Origin of the sequence: Carnobacterium divergens DSM 20623, from assembly GCF_000744255.1 — a bacterium.
Taxonomy (GTDB): Bacteria; Bacillota; Bacilli; order Lactobacillales; family Carnobacteriaceae; genus Carnobacterium; species Carnobacterium divergens.
In genome coordinates this window covers 1,777,797-1,793,821 of the sequence record NZ_JQLO01000001.1, presented here as the reverse complement: position 1 = coordinate 1,793,821, position 16,025 = coordinate 1,777,797, and the positions used below count along the sequence as shown (strand labels likewise).

Genomic DNA, 16,025 nt, shown 5'->3' with positions numbered 1-16,025 from the left:
TATAAAAATTGTGTTATAATTAAAATTGTTAATAGTAAAGTTAGAAAGTTGGAGGTGTATAGATGACATTTGATTGGTCACAACTCATTACGTGGCGTCATTTATTAAACGTCATTGATATATTAGTTGTTTGGTTTTTTATCTATAAACTGATTTCATTGTTAAAAGGTACAAAAGCTGTCCAACTATTAAAAGGAATGGCTGTAATCGTAGTAATTAAGATGGTTAGCTTCTTCCTTAAATTAGAAACGATTGATTGGATCATGGATTTAATTATTTCATGGGGTGTGTTAGCAACTATCATTGTTTTTCAACCAGAGATTCGCAGAGGTTTAGAACATTTAGGTCGTGGTTCGCTCTTTGGAAGAACCAAAAGACAAGTTAATCCTGGTGAGCAGTTAATCAAAGCACTGGATAAATCCGTTCAATATATGGCTAAAAGAAGAATTGGAGCACTGATTTCTATTCAAATGGAAACAGGCTTAGATGAATATATTGAAACCGGTATACCGCTAGATGCAGATATATCTGGTGAGCTACTGATTAATATTTTCATTCCAAATACGCCGTTACATGATGGTGCAGTGATTATTAAGGATTATAAAATTGCAGCAGCAGCAGGGTACTTACCTTTGTCAGAAAGTTCTCTTATTCCTAAAGAGCTTGGTACAAGACACAGAGCGGCAATCGGTTTAAGCGAAGTGACAGATGCGTTAACAATTGTTGTATCTGAAGAAACTGGTGGTGTGAGTGTGACTCGTAATAGTGAGCTTTTACGAGACTTAACACAAGAAGAGTTTATTAGATATTTAGAAAAAGAATTAATTGTTGAAGAAGAAACAATTAAAAAAAATCCGGTTCAAGAGTTTATTGAAGGCTTGAGAAAGGATGGTTCTAAATGATTGAGAAGATTTATAATAATCCTTGGTTTTTAAGAATTGTCGCTTTAGTCTTTGCGTTGTTGCTGTTTAGCTATGTGAATTTTGAAAATAATGGTCGTATTAGTACGAGTAATCCCATTGATGGACTCAGTGTAAATAGTTCACAAGTGATTTCAAATGTTCCAATTACGGTTGATGTGGATCAAGATAAGTATTTCGTTTCTGGATTACCTGAAACGGTTTCTGTTAAAATTGAAGGGTCCAAGAATATTATCCAACAAACCATCACTGCACAAAACTTTAAAGTTGTTGCAAAAAACCTGAATAAATTAGGAGTGGGAACTCATAAAATTAATTTAACTCCAGAAGGGTTTAGTGATGAGCTTGCGGTAACTCTTACGCCAAGTGATGCGACTATCATAATTGAAAATAAAAAAATAAAAACATTTAATGTCGATGTTGAATTTAATAAAGCTTTGCTTGCAAGAGGTTATGAAGCGGGAACTCCGACATTAGACTATAACACGGTGCAAATTTCGGGAGCAGAGTCAACAATTGATAAAATCAGTAAAGTCTATGCTACAGTATCCCCTGAAAATGGAGTAACAAAAGATATCAATCAAAAAGTTCCTGTTCAGGTCTTAGATGAAAGTGGCAATAAGCTAGATGTTAATATCAATCCTAAGGAAGTTCAAGTATCAATCCCAGTTAAGTCAGCTAGCAAAGATGTGCCTATTATGCTGAATCAAACGGGAACACCCGTTGCAGGGAAAACCTATAAACTTGGAATTAAAGGAGATCAAACAAAAGTTAATGTTACTGGAGATAAAAACTTTTTAGAAAGTCTAAGTAGTTTCCCTGTTAGTGTTGATGTGACGGGAATTACTGAAACAACGACAAAAGAGATTGCCTTATCACTGCCTGATGGGATTACTTCAGTTAGTCCAATCACTATAAAAGTTGTGATTACCGTTAGCGACACAGTATCTACAAATTCTGGTGGGGAAGTCATTAGTCCTCCAACAAGTGAGAGTATTATTTCGGAATCTACTCCTTCAAGTAGTTCATCAAGCAGTTCCAGTAGTTCCAGTAAAGAAAGTTCAAGTAGCTCAAGTGAAAGTTCAGAATCAAAAGAAGATTCCAGCAACTAATGAGGTTGACTGAGATAGCAGAATGAAATAAATTCATAAAGGAGAAATTTATCATGGGAAAATATTTTGGTACAGATGGTGTTAGAGGGGTAGCTAATTCAGAGCTGACTCCAGAATTAGCGTTTAAATTAGGTCGCTTTGGAGGACATGTTTTAAATCAACATGCAGAAGGTATTGAGCATCCACGTGTTTTAGTAGGTCGCGATACAAGAATATCAGGACAATTATTAGAAACAGCGTTAATTTCTGGACTGTTATCAGTAGGGATAGAAGTAATGCAGTTGGGTGTGATTTCGACACCTGGAGTTTCTTATTTAACAAGAGTGCAAGGTGCTGTTGCGGGTGTAATGATTTCAGCTTCTCACAATCCGGCTCAAGATAATGGAATAAAATTCTTTGGAGCAGATGGGTTTAAGCTTTCAGATGATCAAGAATTAGAAATTGAAGCTCTATTAGATTTAGAAGAAGATACATTGCCGCGTCCAAGCGCAGCAGGATTAGGTACAGTTGATGAATATTTAGAAGGTTCGTTGAAATATACGCAATTCTTGCAACAAACAATTCCGTCTGATCTTTCTGGATTACATGTTTGTCTTGATGGAGCAAATGGCGCAACAGCACCACTGTTAAATCGCTTGTTTGCTGATTTAGAAACAGATTTTGATGTGATGGGAAATACACCAAACGGTATCAATATCAATGATGGAGTTGGCTCAACACATCCAGAAAAACTAGCAGAATTTGTTTTAGAAAAAGAAGCGGATGTAGGATTGGCTTTTGATGGTGACGGTGATAGAATTATTGCAGTTGACGAATTGGGGCAAATTGTTGATGGTGATAAAATTATGTATATTTGTGGAAAATACTTGATGGAAAAAGGTCGCTTGAAAAAAGATACAATTGTTGCAACTGTTATGAGTAATTTAGGTTTTCACAAAGCCGTTGAAGCAGCAGGAATGACTGCTCTACAAACACAAGTTGGAGATCGTTATGTTGTGGAAGAAATGCGCAAAAATGGGTATAACTTTGGTGGAGAACAGTCAGGTCATATGGTCTTTTTGGATTTCAATACAACGGGTGATGGGATGCTTTCTGGAATTCAATTATTGAATGTGATGAAGCAAACAGGTAAAAAATTATCTGAGTTAGCAGCAGAAGTTTCAACATATCCACAAAAATTAGTGAATATTCGCGTAGCTGATAAAAATGGTGCAATGGAAGTCCCTGCTATTAAAGCGGTAATTGAGGAAGTTGAAACTGAAATGAACGGTGACGGACGTATTTTAGTTCGTGCAAGTGGGACAGAGGCGTTATTACGTGTGATGGGAGAAGCTCCAACAGAAGAAAAAGTGAATCAATATGTTGATCGAATTGCAGATGTTGTTCGTCAAGAAATTGGACTAGCTGAATAAAAATTTTAAAATGTTATTTGAAAAGATGCTTTTAAGCAGAACTTTCAAATAGCATTTTTCGTTTTTGGTGTATACCAATTTTTAGGTTTTGGAAATATTATTTGACTATTACGTGATTGTGTTATATTATTAATTGTGTTTCTAGAAATATCATATTAGAAATGTGGTATACCAATAAAAGCGCCAGGCCATTTTATCAAAAAAATGGTGACGAGGAGAGAGCTTATCGAAAGATTCGGCGGATGGCTCTAGGCAGTGCAGTCTACAGGCAATTCTAAAAATACAAAGTGATTTGTTAACAAAGAAATTGCCAAGTACCTAGAAACGACAACTATATCAAACAGAAGGTAGGATTTTATTTATGTGTGGAATTGTCGGAGTAGTAGGAAATCAAAATGCAAAAGAAGTGTTATTACAGGGGTTAGAAAAATTAGAATATCGTGGGTACGATTCTGCTGGAATTTATCTTATTGATGATACGAAGCAAGACCATCTATTTAAAGAAAAAGGTCGTATTTTAGCGTTACGTAACATTGTTCGTCAAGATGTTGAAGCAAGCATTGGAATTGGCCATACTAGATGGGCAACACATGGTGTTCCGAGTGTGATAAATGCTCACCCTCATCAATCTCAAAGCGGTCGTTTTACGCTTGTCCATAATGGCGTGATTGAAAATTTTACTAAACTAAAATCAATGTATTTATCAGATGTTGATTTTGTTAGTGACACAGATACAGAAGTGATTGTGCAATTGATTGAAAAATTTTCATTAGAAGGATTAACAACACTTGCCTCTTTTAAAAAAGTAGTAAGTCTTTTGAAGGGATCATATGCCCTTGCATTGATGGATAAAAATGTGTCTGATACAATTTATGTTGCGAAAAATAAAAGTCCATTACTAGTTGGTTTAGGAGAAGGGTTTAATGTAGTTTGTAGTGATGCTATGGCAATGATCCAAGTAACCAATCAATTTGTTGAGTTAATGGATGGTGAGGTAGTAACGGTTACAGCAACAGCTATCAAAATTGAAAATGCAGAAAATAAAGAAATCAATCGATTACCGTATACAGCTGAAATTGATTTAAATGACTTAGAAAAAGGAACTTATCCGTACTATATGTTAAAAGAAATTGATGAACAACCAGCTGTTATGCGTAAAATTTTGCAACACTATCAAGGGGAACAGCAGCAATTAGAAATTGATTCAGCTATTACGGAGACGATGCTAGCAAGTGATCGTATTTATATAGTTGCTTGTGGCACAAGTTACCATGCTGGATGGGTCGGAAAGCAATTATTAGAATCATTGACACATATTCCAACTGAAGTTCATCTATCAAGTGAGTTTGGCTATAATACGCCATTGTTAACTGAAAATCCGTTCTTTATTTTCTTAACTCAAAGTGGTGAAACAGCAGATAGTCGACAAGTGCTTGTGAAAGTTAATGAATTGAATCATCCAACATTAACCATTACCAATGTTGCCGGCTCTACACTTTCTAGAGAAGCTCAATTTACCTTGTTGCTTCATGCAGGACCAGAAATAGCAGTCGCTTCAACGAAAGCCTATACAGCCCAAATAGCAGTGTTAGCAGTTCTTGCAGATGTTGTTGGAAAAGCTAAAGGGCTGGCTCAAAACTTCGATTTAGTCCACGAGTTGGCGCTTGTTGCAACAGGAATGGAAACGATCATTGATGAAAAAGAACGATTAGAACAACTAGCTACTGAATATTTAAGCGTCAGCAGAAATGCTTTTTATATTGGTCGTGGAATGGATTATTATGTTGCTATGGAAGCAGCGCTGAAATTAAAAGAAATTTCATATGTTCAAACAGAAGGATTTGCAGCAGGAGAATTAAAACATGGAACAATTGCCTTGATTGAAGAGGGGACACCAGTTATGGCGATTATTACTGAAGAATCCATTGCTGGACATACACGAGGAAATGTTCAAGAAGTTAAATCTCGTGGCGCTCATAGCATGATTATTGCGATGGAAGACGTAGCAGAAGAGGAAGATCAATTCATTTTACCTCAAGTACATTCGTTGTTAACACCGCTAATTAGTGTGATTCCCACGCAACTTCTTTCTTACTATACAAGTTTGCATCGTGGAAATGATGTGGATAAACCAAGAAATTTAGCAAAAAGTGTAACCGTTGAATAATGAAAAGAAACCAACTTGGAAAATTCCAAGTTGGTTTCTTTTTTTGAAATTAGGTAGAATCACACTGATTTTTTAGTAGATTTTAAATGTTTAATTGTGTTATTTTTTTATTAAGATGTTATACTTTAAATTGATTAAAATAAGCGCTGTTCTTAGTTGCTAAATTTTTGTTCCATTATTGATTACAAGGAGGTAATTATGGATGCTTTTTTATTAGTTGAACCCTACATTACTGGGATCATCTCTATCTTAGGAATCTTTTTTATCGAAGCATTTATTGTTGCTTCATTTAAGTTATATATTAAGCAATTTTTAAGTCAAAGAACGTATCGCATTGTGATTACTCTTATTTCTGGATTGATTATGACACTTTTTTCTATCTATTTTATGATGATGTCCCAAAAAGAAGACTATTACCTGATTTTTGGGAATTTAAGAATGATTATTATTTTAATTCCTATTATTTTTTTAAATCGGAATATTTCACTAGTATCTGTTATTTTGTGTAGTGTTTTTAGACTTTTTTATTATGGTATGACCCTTGTTTCCTTAGGATACATTGCCATTTTTACTTCTTTTTTTCTATTAGTGGTAGTGATTCAGTTGATCGTAAAGCAAAATCAATTGTTGACGTTTATTTATAGTCTGATTTCTGCTTCTATTTTTTGGATTTGGATTTATTTGACTAATTTTGACGGGTATCATTCCTATTACTTTTTTGCAGTTTTTTCTGATTATTTAAATTTTGTTATTTTGAGTATCATTGCCTATGTGAGTGCTTCCTATTTATATCATTTGAACAATTTACTATTTCAAACAATGGAAGAAAGTTTAACGGATGAATTAACTAAATTAAGAAATTTAAAAGACTTTAATGCTAAAATGAATGAAGGTTTTTTTAAAGCTCGGGAGAAGAAAGAAGCCTTCTCGTTAATTATTTTTGATATTGATTATTTTAAAGCTATTAATGATACTTATGGTCACTTAGCTGGCGATATTGTGTTAAAAAATTTAGCTAAAACGATTCAAGAAATTGATGAATTAAAAAAAGTAGATGTGTTTCGTGTAGGTGGAGAAGAATTTACGATTATTCTAAGTAAAAAAAATGGTACAGAAACTGTAGGAATCGCTGAAAAACTGCGTAAAAAAGTAGAATCAACGAATTTTTATTATGAAAATCAGTTGATTCATGTGACGGTATCTGTTGGTGTGACATCATTAGTTAAAGGGCTAAGAAGTGAAATCACACTAAATGGTTTTATGGAACTGGCAGATGAAGCACTGTACCATTCAAAGCATAATGGGAGAAATAAAGTATTTTCAAGTGATGTGCTTACAGGTGAATTCAAGTAAGAAGTTAGTTTTTAATAAGATTGGAGAAATAAGATTACTATTTTATGTAAAACATAGTAAACTATATTTGAAGTATTAATTTTAATAAAATAAGATAAATTAAAGGAGATTAGGGATGACTATTTTAGTTTTAGGTGGGGCAGGTTATATCGGATCTCACGGGGTAGATCAATTAATTGAGAAAGGGTATCAGGTAGTAGTCGTAGATAATTTGCAAACAGGCCATAAAGAGGCGATTCATAAGGAGGCTCGTTTTTATCAAGGTGATATTCGGGATAAAGCATTTTTACAAGATATTTTTAAAAAGGAAGACATTGACGGAGTGTTGCATTTTGCAGCCAATAGCTTAGTTGGCGAATCAATGGAACAACCTTTAACCTATTTTAACAATAATGTGTACGGAACTCAGGTTGTTTTAGAAGTGATGGAAGAGTTTGATGTGAAAAAAATTGTCTTTTCTTCTTCAGCAGCTACTTATGGAGAAGCAAAGGTGATGCCGATTGCAGAGTCAGCTCCAACAAATCCAACAAATCCATATGGAGAAACAAAGCTAATGATGGAAAAAATGTTGAAGTGGTGTGAGGAAGCGTATCAAATGAACTATGTTGCATTACGTTATTTTAATGTTGCAGGAGCGAAAATTAATGGGCAAATTGGCGAAGATCATACACCAGAAACGCACTTGATTCCTTTGGTACTACAAACGGCTTTAGGACAAAGGGCTGAGCTTTCAATTTTCGGTAATGATTACGACACTCCAGATGGAACGTGTATTCGTGATTATGTTCATGTACAGGATTTAATTGCTGCTCATATTTTAGCTTTGGAGTACTTAGAAGCAGGAAATTCAAGTAATATCTTTAATTTAGGTAGCTCTACCGGATTTTCAGTTCAAGAAATCGTGGAAGCTGCAAGAAAAATTACAGGGAAAGAAATTCCAACAAAAGTGGAGGCAAGACGTGCTGGAGATCCAAGCACATTAGTTGCTGCAAGTCAGAAAGCTCAAGATACGTTAGGATGGAAACCTGAATACACAACAATGGATACGATTATTGAGTCAGCGTGGAACTGGCATGTTAATCATCCAAAAGGTTATACAAAATAAAAGAAAGAGCAAATGCAAAAGCATTTGCTCTTTCTTTTATTTTACTTTATTTCTTCACGTCGCCTAATTTATCTTCAACGGCACCTTTAGCTTTTTGTGCTTTTCCTTCAGCTTCTTTTTTTACGTCATTTGTTACTTTTCCGTAAGTTTCTTTTGCTTCTCCCACTACTTTATCTTTTAAACCTTTAGCTTTGTCTTTGAAATCTGTCATTTTAAATTCCTCCTAATAGATTATTAATTAATTGTTTTTATTGAACTCTTCCAGTAGAATCTACTGGTTTTTTTGGTCCATCACTTGGGGCATTTTTTGGTTGTGAATCACTCTTATTGTTTTGTTCATCGAATTCTTTACGAGTCATTACGTCATCCACATGCATGTTGACTTCGATTACGGTTAAACCAGTCATATCTTTAATTTGTCTGCTGACTTTATCAATGGTTGTTTGGAAAATTTCAGGAATATTTTTGCCATACTCTGCAATGACTTTTAAGTCTAAAGCCACTTGTTTTTCGCCAACTTCTGCATCAATGCCTTTTGTGATATCTCCTGAACTACGGAATTTATCAGCAATATCACTAATGAAGCCGCCACTCATTGACAAAATTCCTGGAATTTCATTTGTTGCAATGCCAGCAATTTTTTTGATGACTTGATCTTCGTAAGTTAATGAATTTTTGTGCTCAGGTGTTGGTGCTACTGGTGGAGTATTTCCATTATTTTGTTTATTATCATTAAATTCTGCCATTTCTAAATCCCATCCTTTTATTAGTTAGTTGTTTATTTATCATTATAAAGTTAGATAAATAGACTATTTCATAAAAAATTGTAACCAAGAAGTGATATCAATCTTACCATCGCGCCAAGCGCCAATAATAAAACCAATGCTTGCAAGTAAAACAATTAATAAGGTATAACCAAATCCAATTGTAATCAATAATAAGGCGATGATTAGCCCAATCAAAAGGCCAATAATACGTCCCCGATATGGATACCATGATTCTGGTGGTTGCATCTTTGTTGACCTCCTTTTAGACTACTCTTGGGGAATGGCTCGATTTTGCTGTGCCATTCGTTGCGTGGGCTTCACTAATCTTCACATTAACAGATTTGACTGGAACCTCTAATGCTCTTTGAATGCTTTCTTCAACACGTTGTTGTATCTCTTTTCCTAGAGTAGGTAATTTTTCTGCGTCAACTACTGTTGCTTTAACTGTAATTGTGGCAGTTTTTGCTTTTCTCTTCAATTTTGCATGAACTTCAGGATTTTTCGCATCTGTCAGATCGCTAAAAGATTGTCTAGCGGTGGATTCGATTGTTTTTTTAGAAATATCGATATCGCCCATCCCAGTTTTGATTGTTAAAAATTTATCTGAAGTTGGAACAAAAATTGCGGTTAACAACAAAATTAAAAAGAAAAGTCCTAGTATAATTGAAACAACCACAACAGTATATGAAAACCATAATCCGTTTTGCCATAAATGACTTGCAAAATTAGAGAGATAAGGAACTGGATAAGCCATTGAAGCAAAAGTGGTCATCGAAAGCAATCCAATGATTGAAATGAAAATTAATATAAATCGATTAAATTTATTCATCAAAATCCTCCTTTCCTTTAAGTTGTGTCTGAAATGTGAACCACGTCTATAAGAAAAGCTTAACGGTTTTTTTATTTAAAATCAACTAATTGCACTTATAGAAAAAAGATTAAGTATAAAATAAAAAGCGTTGTATATTGTTAAATAAAAAGTATATAAGGTGAAAAATCACCTAGAAACTTAAGAGTTAACTTAATCTTTAAAACAAACTATGATAAAATAGAAGAACGATTAAAGTAAAATGGAGAGGGGCTAGAAAATGAATATATTAGCAATTGATAGTTCCAATCAAGTGATGAGCGTTGCTGTATTAAATGACAGCAAGATAGTTGGAGAAATCACAACAAATGTGAAACGAAACCATAGTGAGAGCTTAATGCCAGCAATTGATGAAGTTATCAAAATGGCGCATTTAAAGCCAAATGAATTAGATCGAATAGCAGTAGCAATGGGTCCAGGTTCATATACCGGTTTGCGAATTGGTGTAACGATTGCAAAAACACTCGCTTGGACCTTAAATAAAGATTTAGTGGGAATCTCTAGCTTAAAAGTATTAGCAGCAAATTGTGAAAACTCTTCTCGCTATCTCGTTCCTATAATGGATGCTAGAAGAGGCAATATTTATACAGGATTGTATCAATGGGTTAATGGTGAATTAGAAGCTGTGGAACCAGAAAAACACTGTTCGGCAGAAAAATGGGCAGAGCATTTGGCAACACTACAGGGAGAGTTCGAAATTGTAGGGGAAGATTGGGAGTTGTATCAACAAATCTTTGAAGAAAAATTAGGACATCGAGTAATGGCTGCGCCTTTAAAAGATCGAATACCAAAAGCAAGTGTTCTTGGCCTATTAAGCAGATCTGCTGAAACTAGCGATCCACATACATTCGTTCCTAATTATTTAAAATATGCTGAAGCAGAAGAGAATTGGCGAAAGGCTCATCCAGATCAGCTGGAGGAAAGCTATGTTGAAAAAATTTAAAAATTGGCTATTACAAAATGAACCGCCAATCCAGTTGAATCAACAACGAAAATTAAGTGAACGCGTCACATTAGTTCAAACTGAATTTCGTTTAACATCAACTTCAGATTGCTATACTTTAAAAATAGGAACAAGACAAGATATTTCAGATTTGATAAAAATTGAAAAACTAAGTTATGACGGAAAAGCACCGTGGAGTAAAATTGCTTTCGAACATGAAATGTCGGTTAATCAAAATTCGATTTATTTAATTATAAAAAATGCAGCTCAAGAAGCCGTTGGATTTATTGGCGCCTGGTTTGTGGAAGGGGAAGCTCATATTACAAATGTAGCGGTTCAACCAATCTATCAAAGAAGAGGCATTGGAAGATTGCTAATCACTGAATTGAAAAAAATAGCTATCAGCGAAAAACAAACTAAAATGAGTTTAGAAGTTCGAAAATCAAATAAAAATGCCCAGAGTCTTTATCATCAATTAGGATTTAGCGATGGAAAAATAAAACAATCCTATTACTCAGATGACCACGAAGATGCCTTAGAAATGGCACTTTCTTTAAATGAGTAGAAGTGGAAGGACGTTTCATGAAAAAAATCACTAAAAATGAACTTACATTAAATTCTATTAAAGCAACCCAATTTAATGAATTTGATTTGTACCAATTGGCAGATATCAGTTATGAACACGGTTCACCGTGGCAAATCCATGTGTTTAAAAATGATTTAGTATTAGCCTATGTCGACTATTTAGTCCTACATGACGAACATCAATTAATTGGATTTATCGGATATCGTCAAATTTTTGAAGAAATTGAAGTTACCAATATTGTGATCCATCCTACATTTAAAAAACAAGGCTTAGCACAATTATTGTTAACTTCATTAGTTGAAACCGTTGAAAATGCTGAAATGATTCATCTAGAAGTGCGTGTTTCAAATCGTCAAGGGATTCAACTATATGAAAAAAATGGCTTTAAAGAAATTGGAATAAGGCCAAACTATTATCAAAATCCTTATGAAGACGCTAAATTGATGCAATTAGAAATCAATCAAGAAAAGAGTGAAATAAATGTCTAAAGAGAGCAATTTGATCTTAGCAATTGAAACGAGTTGTGATGAAACGAGTGCAGCCGTGATTAAAGATGGAAAAGAGATTTGTTCAAATATAGTCGCTTCTCAAATTAAAAGTCACATGCGTTTTGGCGGAGTTGTTCCTGAAATTGCAAGTAGACATCACGTTGAACAAATTACGCAATGTATTGAAGAAGCCATGAAGGAAGCCAATGTAACCTATGAAGGCTTAAGCGGGGTAGCAGTCACAGAAGGTCCTGGTTTAGTAGGTGCCTTGCTTATTGGAGTAAATGCTGCAAAAGCCATCGCCTTTGCGCATCAATTGCCTTTGATACCTGTAAATCATATGGCAGGTCATATCTATGCCAACCGTTTAATTGAACCACTGACTTTTCCACTACTAGCTTTAGTTGTTAGTGGAGGACATACCGAACTTGTGTATATGGAAAAAGATGGAGACTATCAGATAATTGGTGAAACAAGAGATGATGCAAGTGGTGAGGCATATGATAAAGTCGGACGAGTTCTTGGCTTAACCTATCCTGGTGGAAAACGAATTGATGAAATGGCAAAAATGGGATCAGATACCTTCCATTTTCCTCGTGGAATGATCAAAGAAAATAACTATGATTTTAGTTTTAGCGGTCTAAAAAGTGCCTTCATCAATACGGTGCACAATGCCGAACAAAAAGGTGAGACGTTAAATCAGTTTGACTTGGCTGCAAGTTTTCAAGCAAGTGTAATCGATGTATTGGTTAGTAAGACACTTAAAGCAATTCGTGAATATCCAGTGAAACAATTAGTTTTAGCAGGTGGCGTGGCAGCAAACCATGGTCTTAGAGCAGAGCTAACAAATAGAATGAATCAAGAATTCCCATCCATTCGTTTATCGATTCCGCCACTTTCTTTATGTGGCGATAATGCAGCTATGATTGGTGCAGCTGCATATGTAGAATTCAATTCAGGAAATTTTTCAGGATACGATTTAAATGCTAAACCGGGACTTTCTTTTGAAATGATGAAATGAGAATAGAAAAAAGCATGAAAGCCATTTTTTAAATGACAATTTCATGCTTTTTTTATGGGATTCTGCTTAGTTTCCTAAATCTTCAAGAGCCAGACTTTGTTCTTCCCATTCATTTATAATGGTTTCGTGTTGTTCTTTTAATTGTCCTAATTGTTGATTGATTTCTTGCACTTCTAAATGGTCGCCATAGACTTCAGGTAAAGTTAACTGTGTTTCCAAAGTTTCGATGGTTGCTTCTAAAGTGGCCATCTCATTTTCTAATGTTTCAATGCGGCGCGTGAGTTGGCGAATTAGTTTTTGCTCTTCTTTGCCTATTTGATAATGTTCTTTAGTTCCTGAATCAGTCACTTGCTCTTGAAGTGGCTGTTTTTTTAAAGCTTCTTCTTCCGCGAGCAAACGCAATTCTTCTTCTTCCGCTTTTTTTTCTAAATAATAATCATAATCCCCTAAATAAAGCTTACTTCCAGTAGTAGAAAGCTCAACAACGGTGGTTGCAATCCGATTAATAAAGTAACGGTCATGGGAAACAAAAAGAATCGTGCCGGGGAAATCTATTAAAGCATTTTCCAAGACTTCTTTGCTATCAATGTCTAAATGGTTGGTTGGTTCATCTAAAACCAAGAAGTTGTCTTGTTCCATAGAAAGTTTAGCTAAAGCTAATCGAGCTTTTTCGCCACCACTTAATGTAGAAACAACTTTTTCGACATCTTCACCTGTAAATAAAAAGCTTCCTAAAATACTGCGGATATCTTTTTCTGGAGTTGTAGGATGTTCATCCCAAAGTTCAGCTAAGACGGTTTTTCCTGAACTAAGGTTCGCTTGTTCTTGGTCATAATACCCAAGAGTCACATTTGCACCAAGATGTTTTGTACCTTGAATTAAAGGCAGTTCATCGACCAATGATTTTAAAAGGGTAGATTTGCCAATTCCATTTGGTCCAACTAAAGCGATAGCGTCTGTTTTTCGAATGTCTAATTGGATTGGACTAGAAATAATGGTTTCTTGATACCCAATTGCTCCATTCTCTAATGATAAGACCACATTGCCACTTTCTTTTTCAGGTTGAAATCTAAAACGAGCTGACTTTTCATCCCCAAGAGGTCGGTCCATCCGTTCCATTTTATTTAATTGTTTACGTCTACTCTGAGCACGTTTTGTCGTAGAGGCACGGGCTAAATTCCGACTGACAAAATCTTCTAGTTTTGATATTTCAACTTGTTGCTTTTCAAACTCTTTCCACTCACGTTCTAAATTTGCTGCCTTTTGAGTGAGGTAATTTGTATAGTTGCCTTTATAATGGGTCATTTTTTGACGACTTATTTCATAAACTTCACGAGAAACTTTGTCTAAAAAATAACGGTCATGTGAAACAATCAAAAGTGCACCTTGATAGGTTTGTAGATAGTTTTCCAGCCAACTTAAGGTAGCGATGTCTAAATGGTTGGTGGGTTCATCCAAAATCAGCAAATCTTTTTTTTCTAATAATAATTTAGCTAAAGCTAATCGCGTTTTTTGTCCGCCAGAAAGTTGCGTGATTTTTTTTGAATAGTCCGCTTCAAAAAAATTGAATCCATGTAACACAGAACGAATTTCAGCTTCATAACCAAAGCCGTTTGCTTCATTAAAATCATGCTGCAACTGGTCATAGGAATCTAAAACTTTTTGGTAAGCATCGGCATTTTCTAGTAAGGATGGTTCTCCTAATTGTTCTTCTAAGTGACGCATTTTGGCTTCCATTTGAATGATGGGTTCAAAAACAGTCAACATCTCATCCCAGATACTTTTATCCGAATCTAAGCCTGAGTGTTGAGCCAAATAACCAATTGTAACCGTCTTTCCTTTAGATAAGCGACCAGCATCAGGCTCTTCAATTCCTGCAATTATTTTTAATAAAGTTGATTTTCCAGCACCATTACGACCTACTAAAGCAATTCTGGCATTGTCTTGTATTTCTAGTTGAATATTTTCAAAAAGCACATCTGCACCAAAATAACGTGCAACGGATTGTGTTTGTAATAAAATCATTTTCATTCCCTCACTTCATCTTCTACCTTCCTAGTGTAGCACAATTTAGCAGTGTGTTGAAATTGAAATCACAAGAAAAATTAAGTGAATCCAACTAGTGAAATAATTCACAATATAACGCTTGTGAATTTATTTGAATTATCAATCAATAATCCTAACAAATTAAGAAATTATTTGAGCAAAAAAGTAGTATAATATAGAAAAAATGCTATAATGATAATGCTTGGTGATTACTTAATGATTGTGAAGTAAATTCTTTTAAAATAGTTTTGTGAAAAAAAACAATAACTTTTTAAAATCAAGATACTATAAAATGTTGGGGGAAAGAAAGATGCCAAATCAAAAGATACCTAAGGCAACGGCAAAACGTTTGCCTATATATTACCGTTACTTACGTTTCTTACATGACGCTGGAAAAGATCGTGTTTCTTCTACTGAACTGAGTGATGCAGTCAAAGTTGACAGCGCAACAATCAGAAGAGACTTTTCTTATTTTGGTGCATTAGGAAAAAGAGGCTATGGATATGATGTTGAAGATCTATTGAACTTCTTTAGTAAAACATTGAATCAAGATCGTTTGACCAATGTCGCTTTAATTGGAGTAGGGAACTTAGGCCATGCCTTATTAAATTATAATTTCCATCAAAGCAATAACACTAGAATTAGTGCAGCCTTTGATGTAAATGAAGAGATTGTTGGAACGATTGCAAGTGGAGTACCAGTTTATCCAATGAGTGAGATGATTGAGCAATTGAAACTACAACAGATTGAAGTTGTCATTTTAACTGTCCCAGCACCTGTAGCTCAAGAAACTGTGAATGAATTAGTAGATGCTGGTGTAAAAGGCATTATGAACTTCACCCCACTGAGAATCTCAGTTCCAGATCATATTCGCGTTCAAAATGTGGATTTAACAAATGAATTGCAAACATTGATTTATTTCTTAGATCATTATACAGGTAATAATGACATCCTTGATTTAGAAGATTAAAAAAACGTTGAGAAAGAATTCTTTCTCAACGTTTTTTTAGTCTTTATTATGGTTTGTTATTTTCAAAAATAACTGTAACATTTTAGTTCCTCGAACAAAATCATTTGTTGCAATCACTACACAAAGAATTGAAAAGAATCCCCAGCCTGTACTTTTAACAAAATCAATCGTGAACCAAATAAAAACAGCAGCCATTACATAGTTGAAAATGATTTGAGTTAGAAAACTATTTTTACTCATTATTGATTTCCTTTCTATGCTCCTTTG

Annotated in this window: 17 protein-coding genes; 11 read left to right on the top strand and 6 right to left on the bottom strand. The window is 34.6% G+C overall.

Annotated features, from left to right (window positions below):
• Positions 1 to 62 precede the first annotated feature (62 nt).
• From cdaA to galE, 6 genes are all read left to right on the top strand, one after another.
• The gene (gene cdaA / locus BR52_RS08670) at positions 63 to 902 is read left to right on the top strand and encodes a diadenylate cyclase CdaA (RefSeq protein WP_034571559.1); all 840 of its coding nucleotides are present in this window, start codon (positions 63 to 65) and stop codon (positions 900 to 902) included.
• The gene (locus BR52_RS08665; protein ID WP_034571554.1) at positions 899 to 2,032 is read left to right on the top strand and encodes a CdaR family protein; all 1,134 of its coding nucleotides are present in this window, start codon (positions 899 to 901) and stop codon (positions 2,030 to 2,032) included. Before cdaA ends, BR52_RS08665 begins: the two co-directional genes overlap by 4 nt.
• Before the next feature lie 53 nt (positions 2,033 to 2,085).
• Positions 2,086 to 3,444 carry a phosphoglucosamine mutase gene (gene glmM, locus BR52_RS08660; protein WP_034571553.1) on the top strand — a complete coding sequence of 453 codons (1,359 nt, stop codon included), beginning with the start codon at positions 2,086 to 2,088 and terminating at the stop codon, positions 3,442 to 3,444.
• A 361-nt stretch (positions 3,445 to 3,805) separates the two neighbouring features.
• On the top strand, positions 3,806 to 5,611 hold the full coding sequence (glmS, locus tag BR52_RS08655; RefSeq protein ID WP_034571549.1) for a glutamine--fructose-6-phosphate transaminase (isomerizing): 1,806 nt from the start codon (positions 3,806 to 3,808) through the stop codon (positions 5,609 to 5,611).
• Positions 5,612 to 5,809: 198 nt separating this feature from the next.
• Positions 5,810 to 6,964: a GGDEF domain-containing protein gene (locus BR52_RS08650; RefSeq protein WP_034571546.1), complete on the top strand. Its 1,155-nt coding sequence runs from the start codon at positions 5,810 to 5,812 to the stop codon at positions 6,962 to 6,964.
• A gap of 115 nt (positions 6,965 to 7,079) precedes the next feature.
• Positions 7,080 to 8,069, top strand: coding sequence for a UDP-glucose 4-epimerase GalE (galE, locus tag BR52_RS08645; RefSeq protein ID WP_034571543.1), 990 nt, complete (start codon positions 7,080 to 7,082; stop codon positions 8,067 to 8,069).
• A 46-nt stretch (positions 8,070 to 8,115) separates the two neighbouring features.
• On the opposite strand, the gene BR52_RS08640 is transcribed toward galE, so the two are convergent.
• The 4 genes from BR52_RS08640 to amaP all read right to left on the bottom strand — a co-directional run bounded on the left by BR52_RS08640 (position 8,116) and on the right by amaP (position 9,665).
• Complete coding sequence (locus BR52_RS08640) at positions 8,116 to 8,280, bottom strand: CsbD family protein (RefSeq protein WP_034571540.1); 165 nt, start codon at positions 8,278 to 8,280, stop codon at positions 8,116 to 8,118.
• A gap of 37 nt (positions 8,281 to 8,317) precedes the next feature.
• A complete protein-coding gene (locus BR52_RS08635) occupies positions 8,318 to 8,815 on the bottom strand; it encodes an Asp23/Gls24 family envelope stress response protein (RefSeq protein ID WP_051915682.1) in 498 nt (165 codons plus the stop codon).
• Between the two features lie 63 nt (positions 8,816 to 8,878).
• Positions 8,879 to 9,082: a DUF2273 domain-containing protein gene (locus tag BR52_RS08630; protein WP_034571537.1), complete on the bottom strand. Its 204-nt coding sequence runs from the start codon at positions 9,080 to 9,082 to the stop codon at positions 8,879 to 8,881.
• A 16-nt stretch (positions 9,083 to 9,098) separates the two neighbouring features.
• Positions 9,099 to 9,665 (bottom strand): alkaline shock response membrane anchor protein AmaP, encoded by a 567-nt coding sequence (gene amaP, locus BR52_RS08625; protein ID WP_051915681.1) that lies wholly within the window; start codon positions 9,663 to 9,665, stop codon positions 9,099 to 9,101.
• Positions 9,666 to 9,924: 259 nt separating this feature from the next.
• Between amaP and tsaB the strand changes: the two genes are divergently transcribed.
• Genes tsaB through tsaD form a run of 4 tightly spaced genes read left to right on the top strand, consistent with a single transcriptional unit; the run spans position 9,925 to position 12,742 of the window.
• Positions 9,925 to 10,647: a tRNA (adenosine(37)-N6)-threonylcarbamoyltransferase complex dimerization subunit type 1 TsaB gene (gene tsaB, locus BR52_RS08620; RefSeq protein WP_034571534.1), complete on the top strand. Its 723-nt coding sequence runs from the start codon at positions 9,925 to 9,927 to the stop codon at positions 10,645 to 10,647.
• The gene (gene rimI / locus BR52_RS08615) at positions 10,631 to 11,212 is read left to right on the top strand and encodes a ribosomal protein S18-alanine N-acetyltransferase (RefSeq protein ID WP_034571532.1); all 582 of its coding nucleotides are present in this window, start codon (positions 10,631 to 10,633) and stop codon (positions 11,210 to 11,212) included. Before tsaB ends, rimI (BR52_RS08615) begins: the two co-directional genes overlap by 17 nt.
• A 17-nt stretch (positions 11,213 to 11,229) precedes the next feature.
• On the top strand, positions 11,230 to 11,721 hold the full coding sequence (gene rimI, locus BR52_RS08610) for a ribosomal protein S18-alanine N-acetyltransferase (protein WP_034571529.1): 492 nt from the start codon (positions 11,230 to 11,232) through the stop codon (positions 11,719 to 11,721).
• On the top strand, positions 11,714 to 12,742 hold the full coding sequence (gene tsaD / locus BR52_RS08605; RefSeq protein ID WP_034571526.1) for a tRNA (adenosine(37)-N6)-threonylcarbamoyltransferase complex transferase subunit TsaD: 1,029 nt from the start codon (positions 11,714 to 11,716) through the stop codon (positions 12,740 to 12,742). Before rimI (BR52_RS08610) ends, tsaD begins: the two co-directional genes overlap by 8 nt.
• Positions 12,743 to 12,808: 66 nt before the next feature.
• Here the strand turns inward: tsaD and BR52_RS08600 are convergent, their stop codons facing one another.
• A complete protein-coding gene (locus BR52_RS08600; protein ID WP_034571523.1) occupies positions 12,809 to 14,767 on the bottom strand; it encodes an ABC-F family ATP-binding cassette domain-containing protein in 1,959 nt (652 codons plus the stop codon).
• A 331-nt stretch (positions 14,768 to 15,098) separates the two neighbouring features.
• Between BR52_RS08600 and BR52_RS08595 the strand changes: the two genes are divergently transcribed.
• Entirely contained in the window at positions 15,099 to 15,758 is a 660-nt protein-coding gene (locus BR52_RS08595) for a redox-sensing transcriptional repressor Rex (RefSeq protein ID WP_034571520.1), read from the top strand.
• A 36-nt stretch (positions 15,759 to 15,794) separates the two neighbouring features.
• On the opposite strand, the gene BR52_RS08590 is transcribed toward BR52_RS08595, so the two are convergent.
• Positions 15,795 to 15,998 (bottom strand): YdiK family protein, encoded by a 204-nt coding sequence (locus BR52_RS08590; RefSeq protein ID WP_034571517.1) that lies wholly within the window; start codon positions 15,996 to 15,998, stop codon positions 15,795 to 15,797.
• Between the last annotated feature and the right edge of the window lie 27 nt (positions 15,999 to 16,025).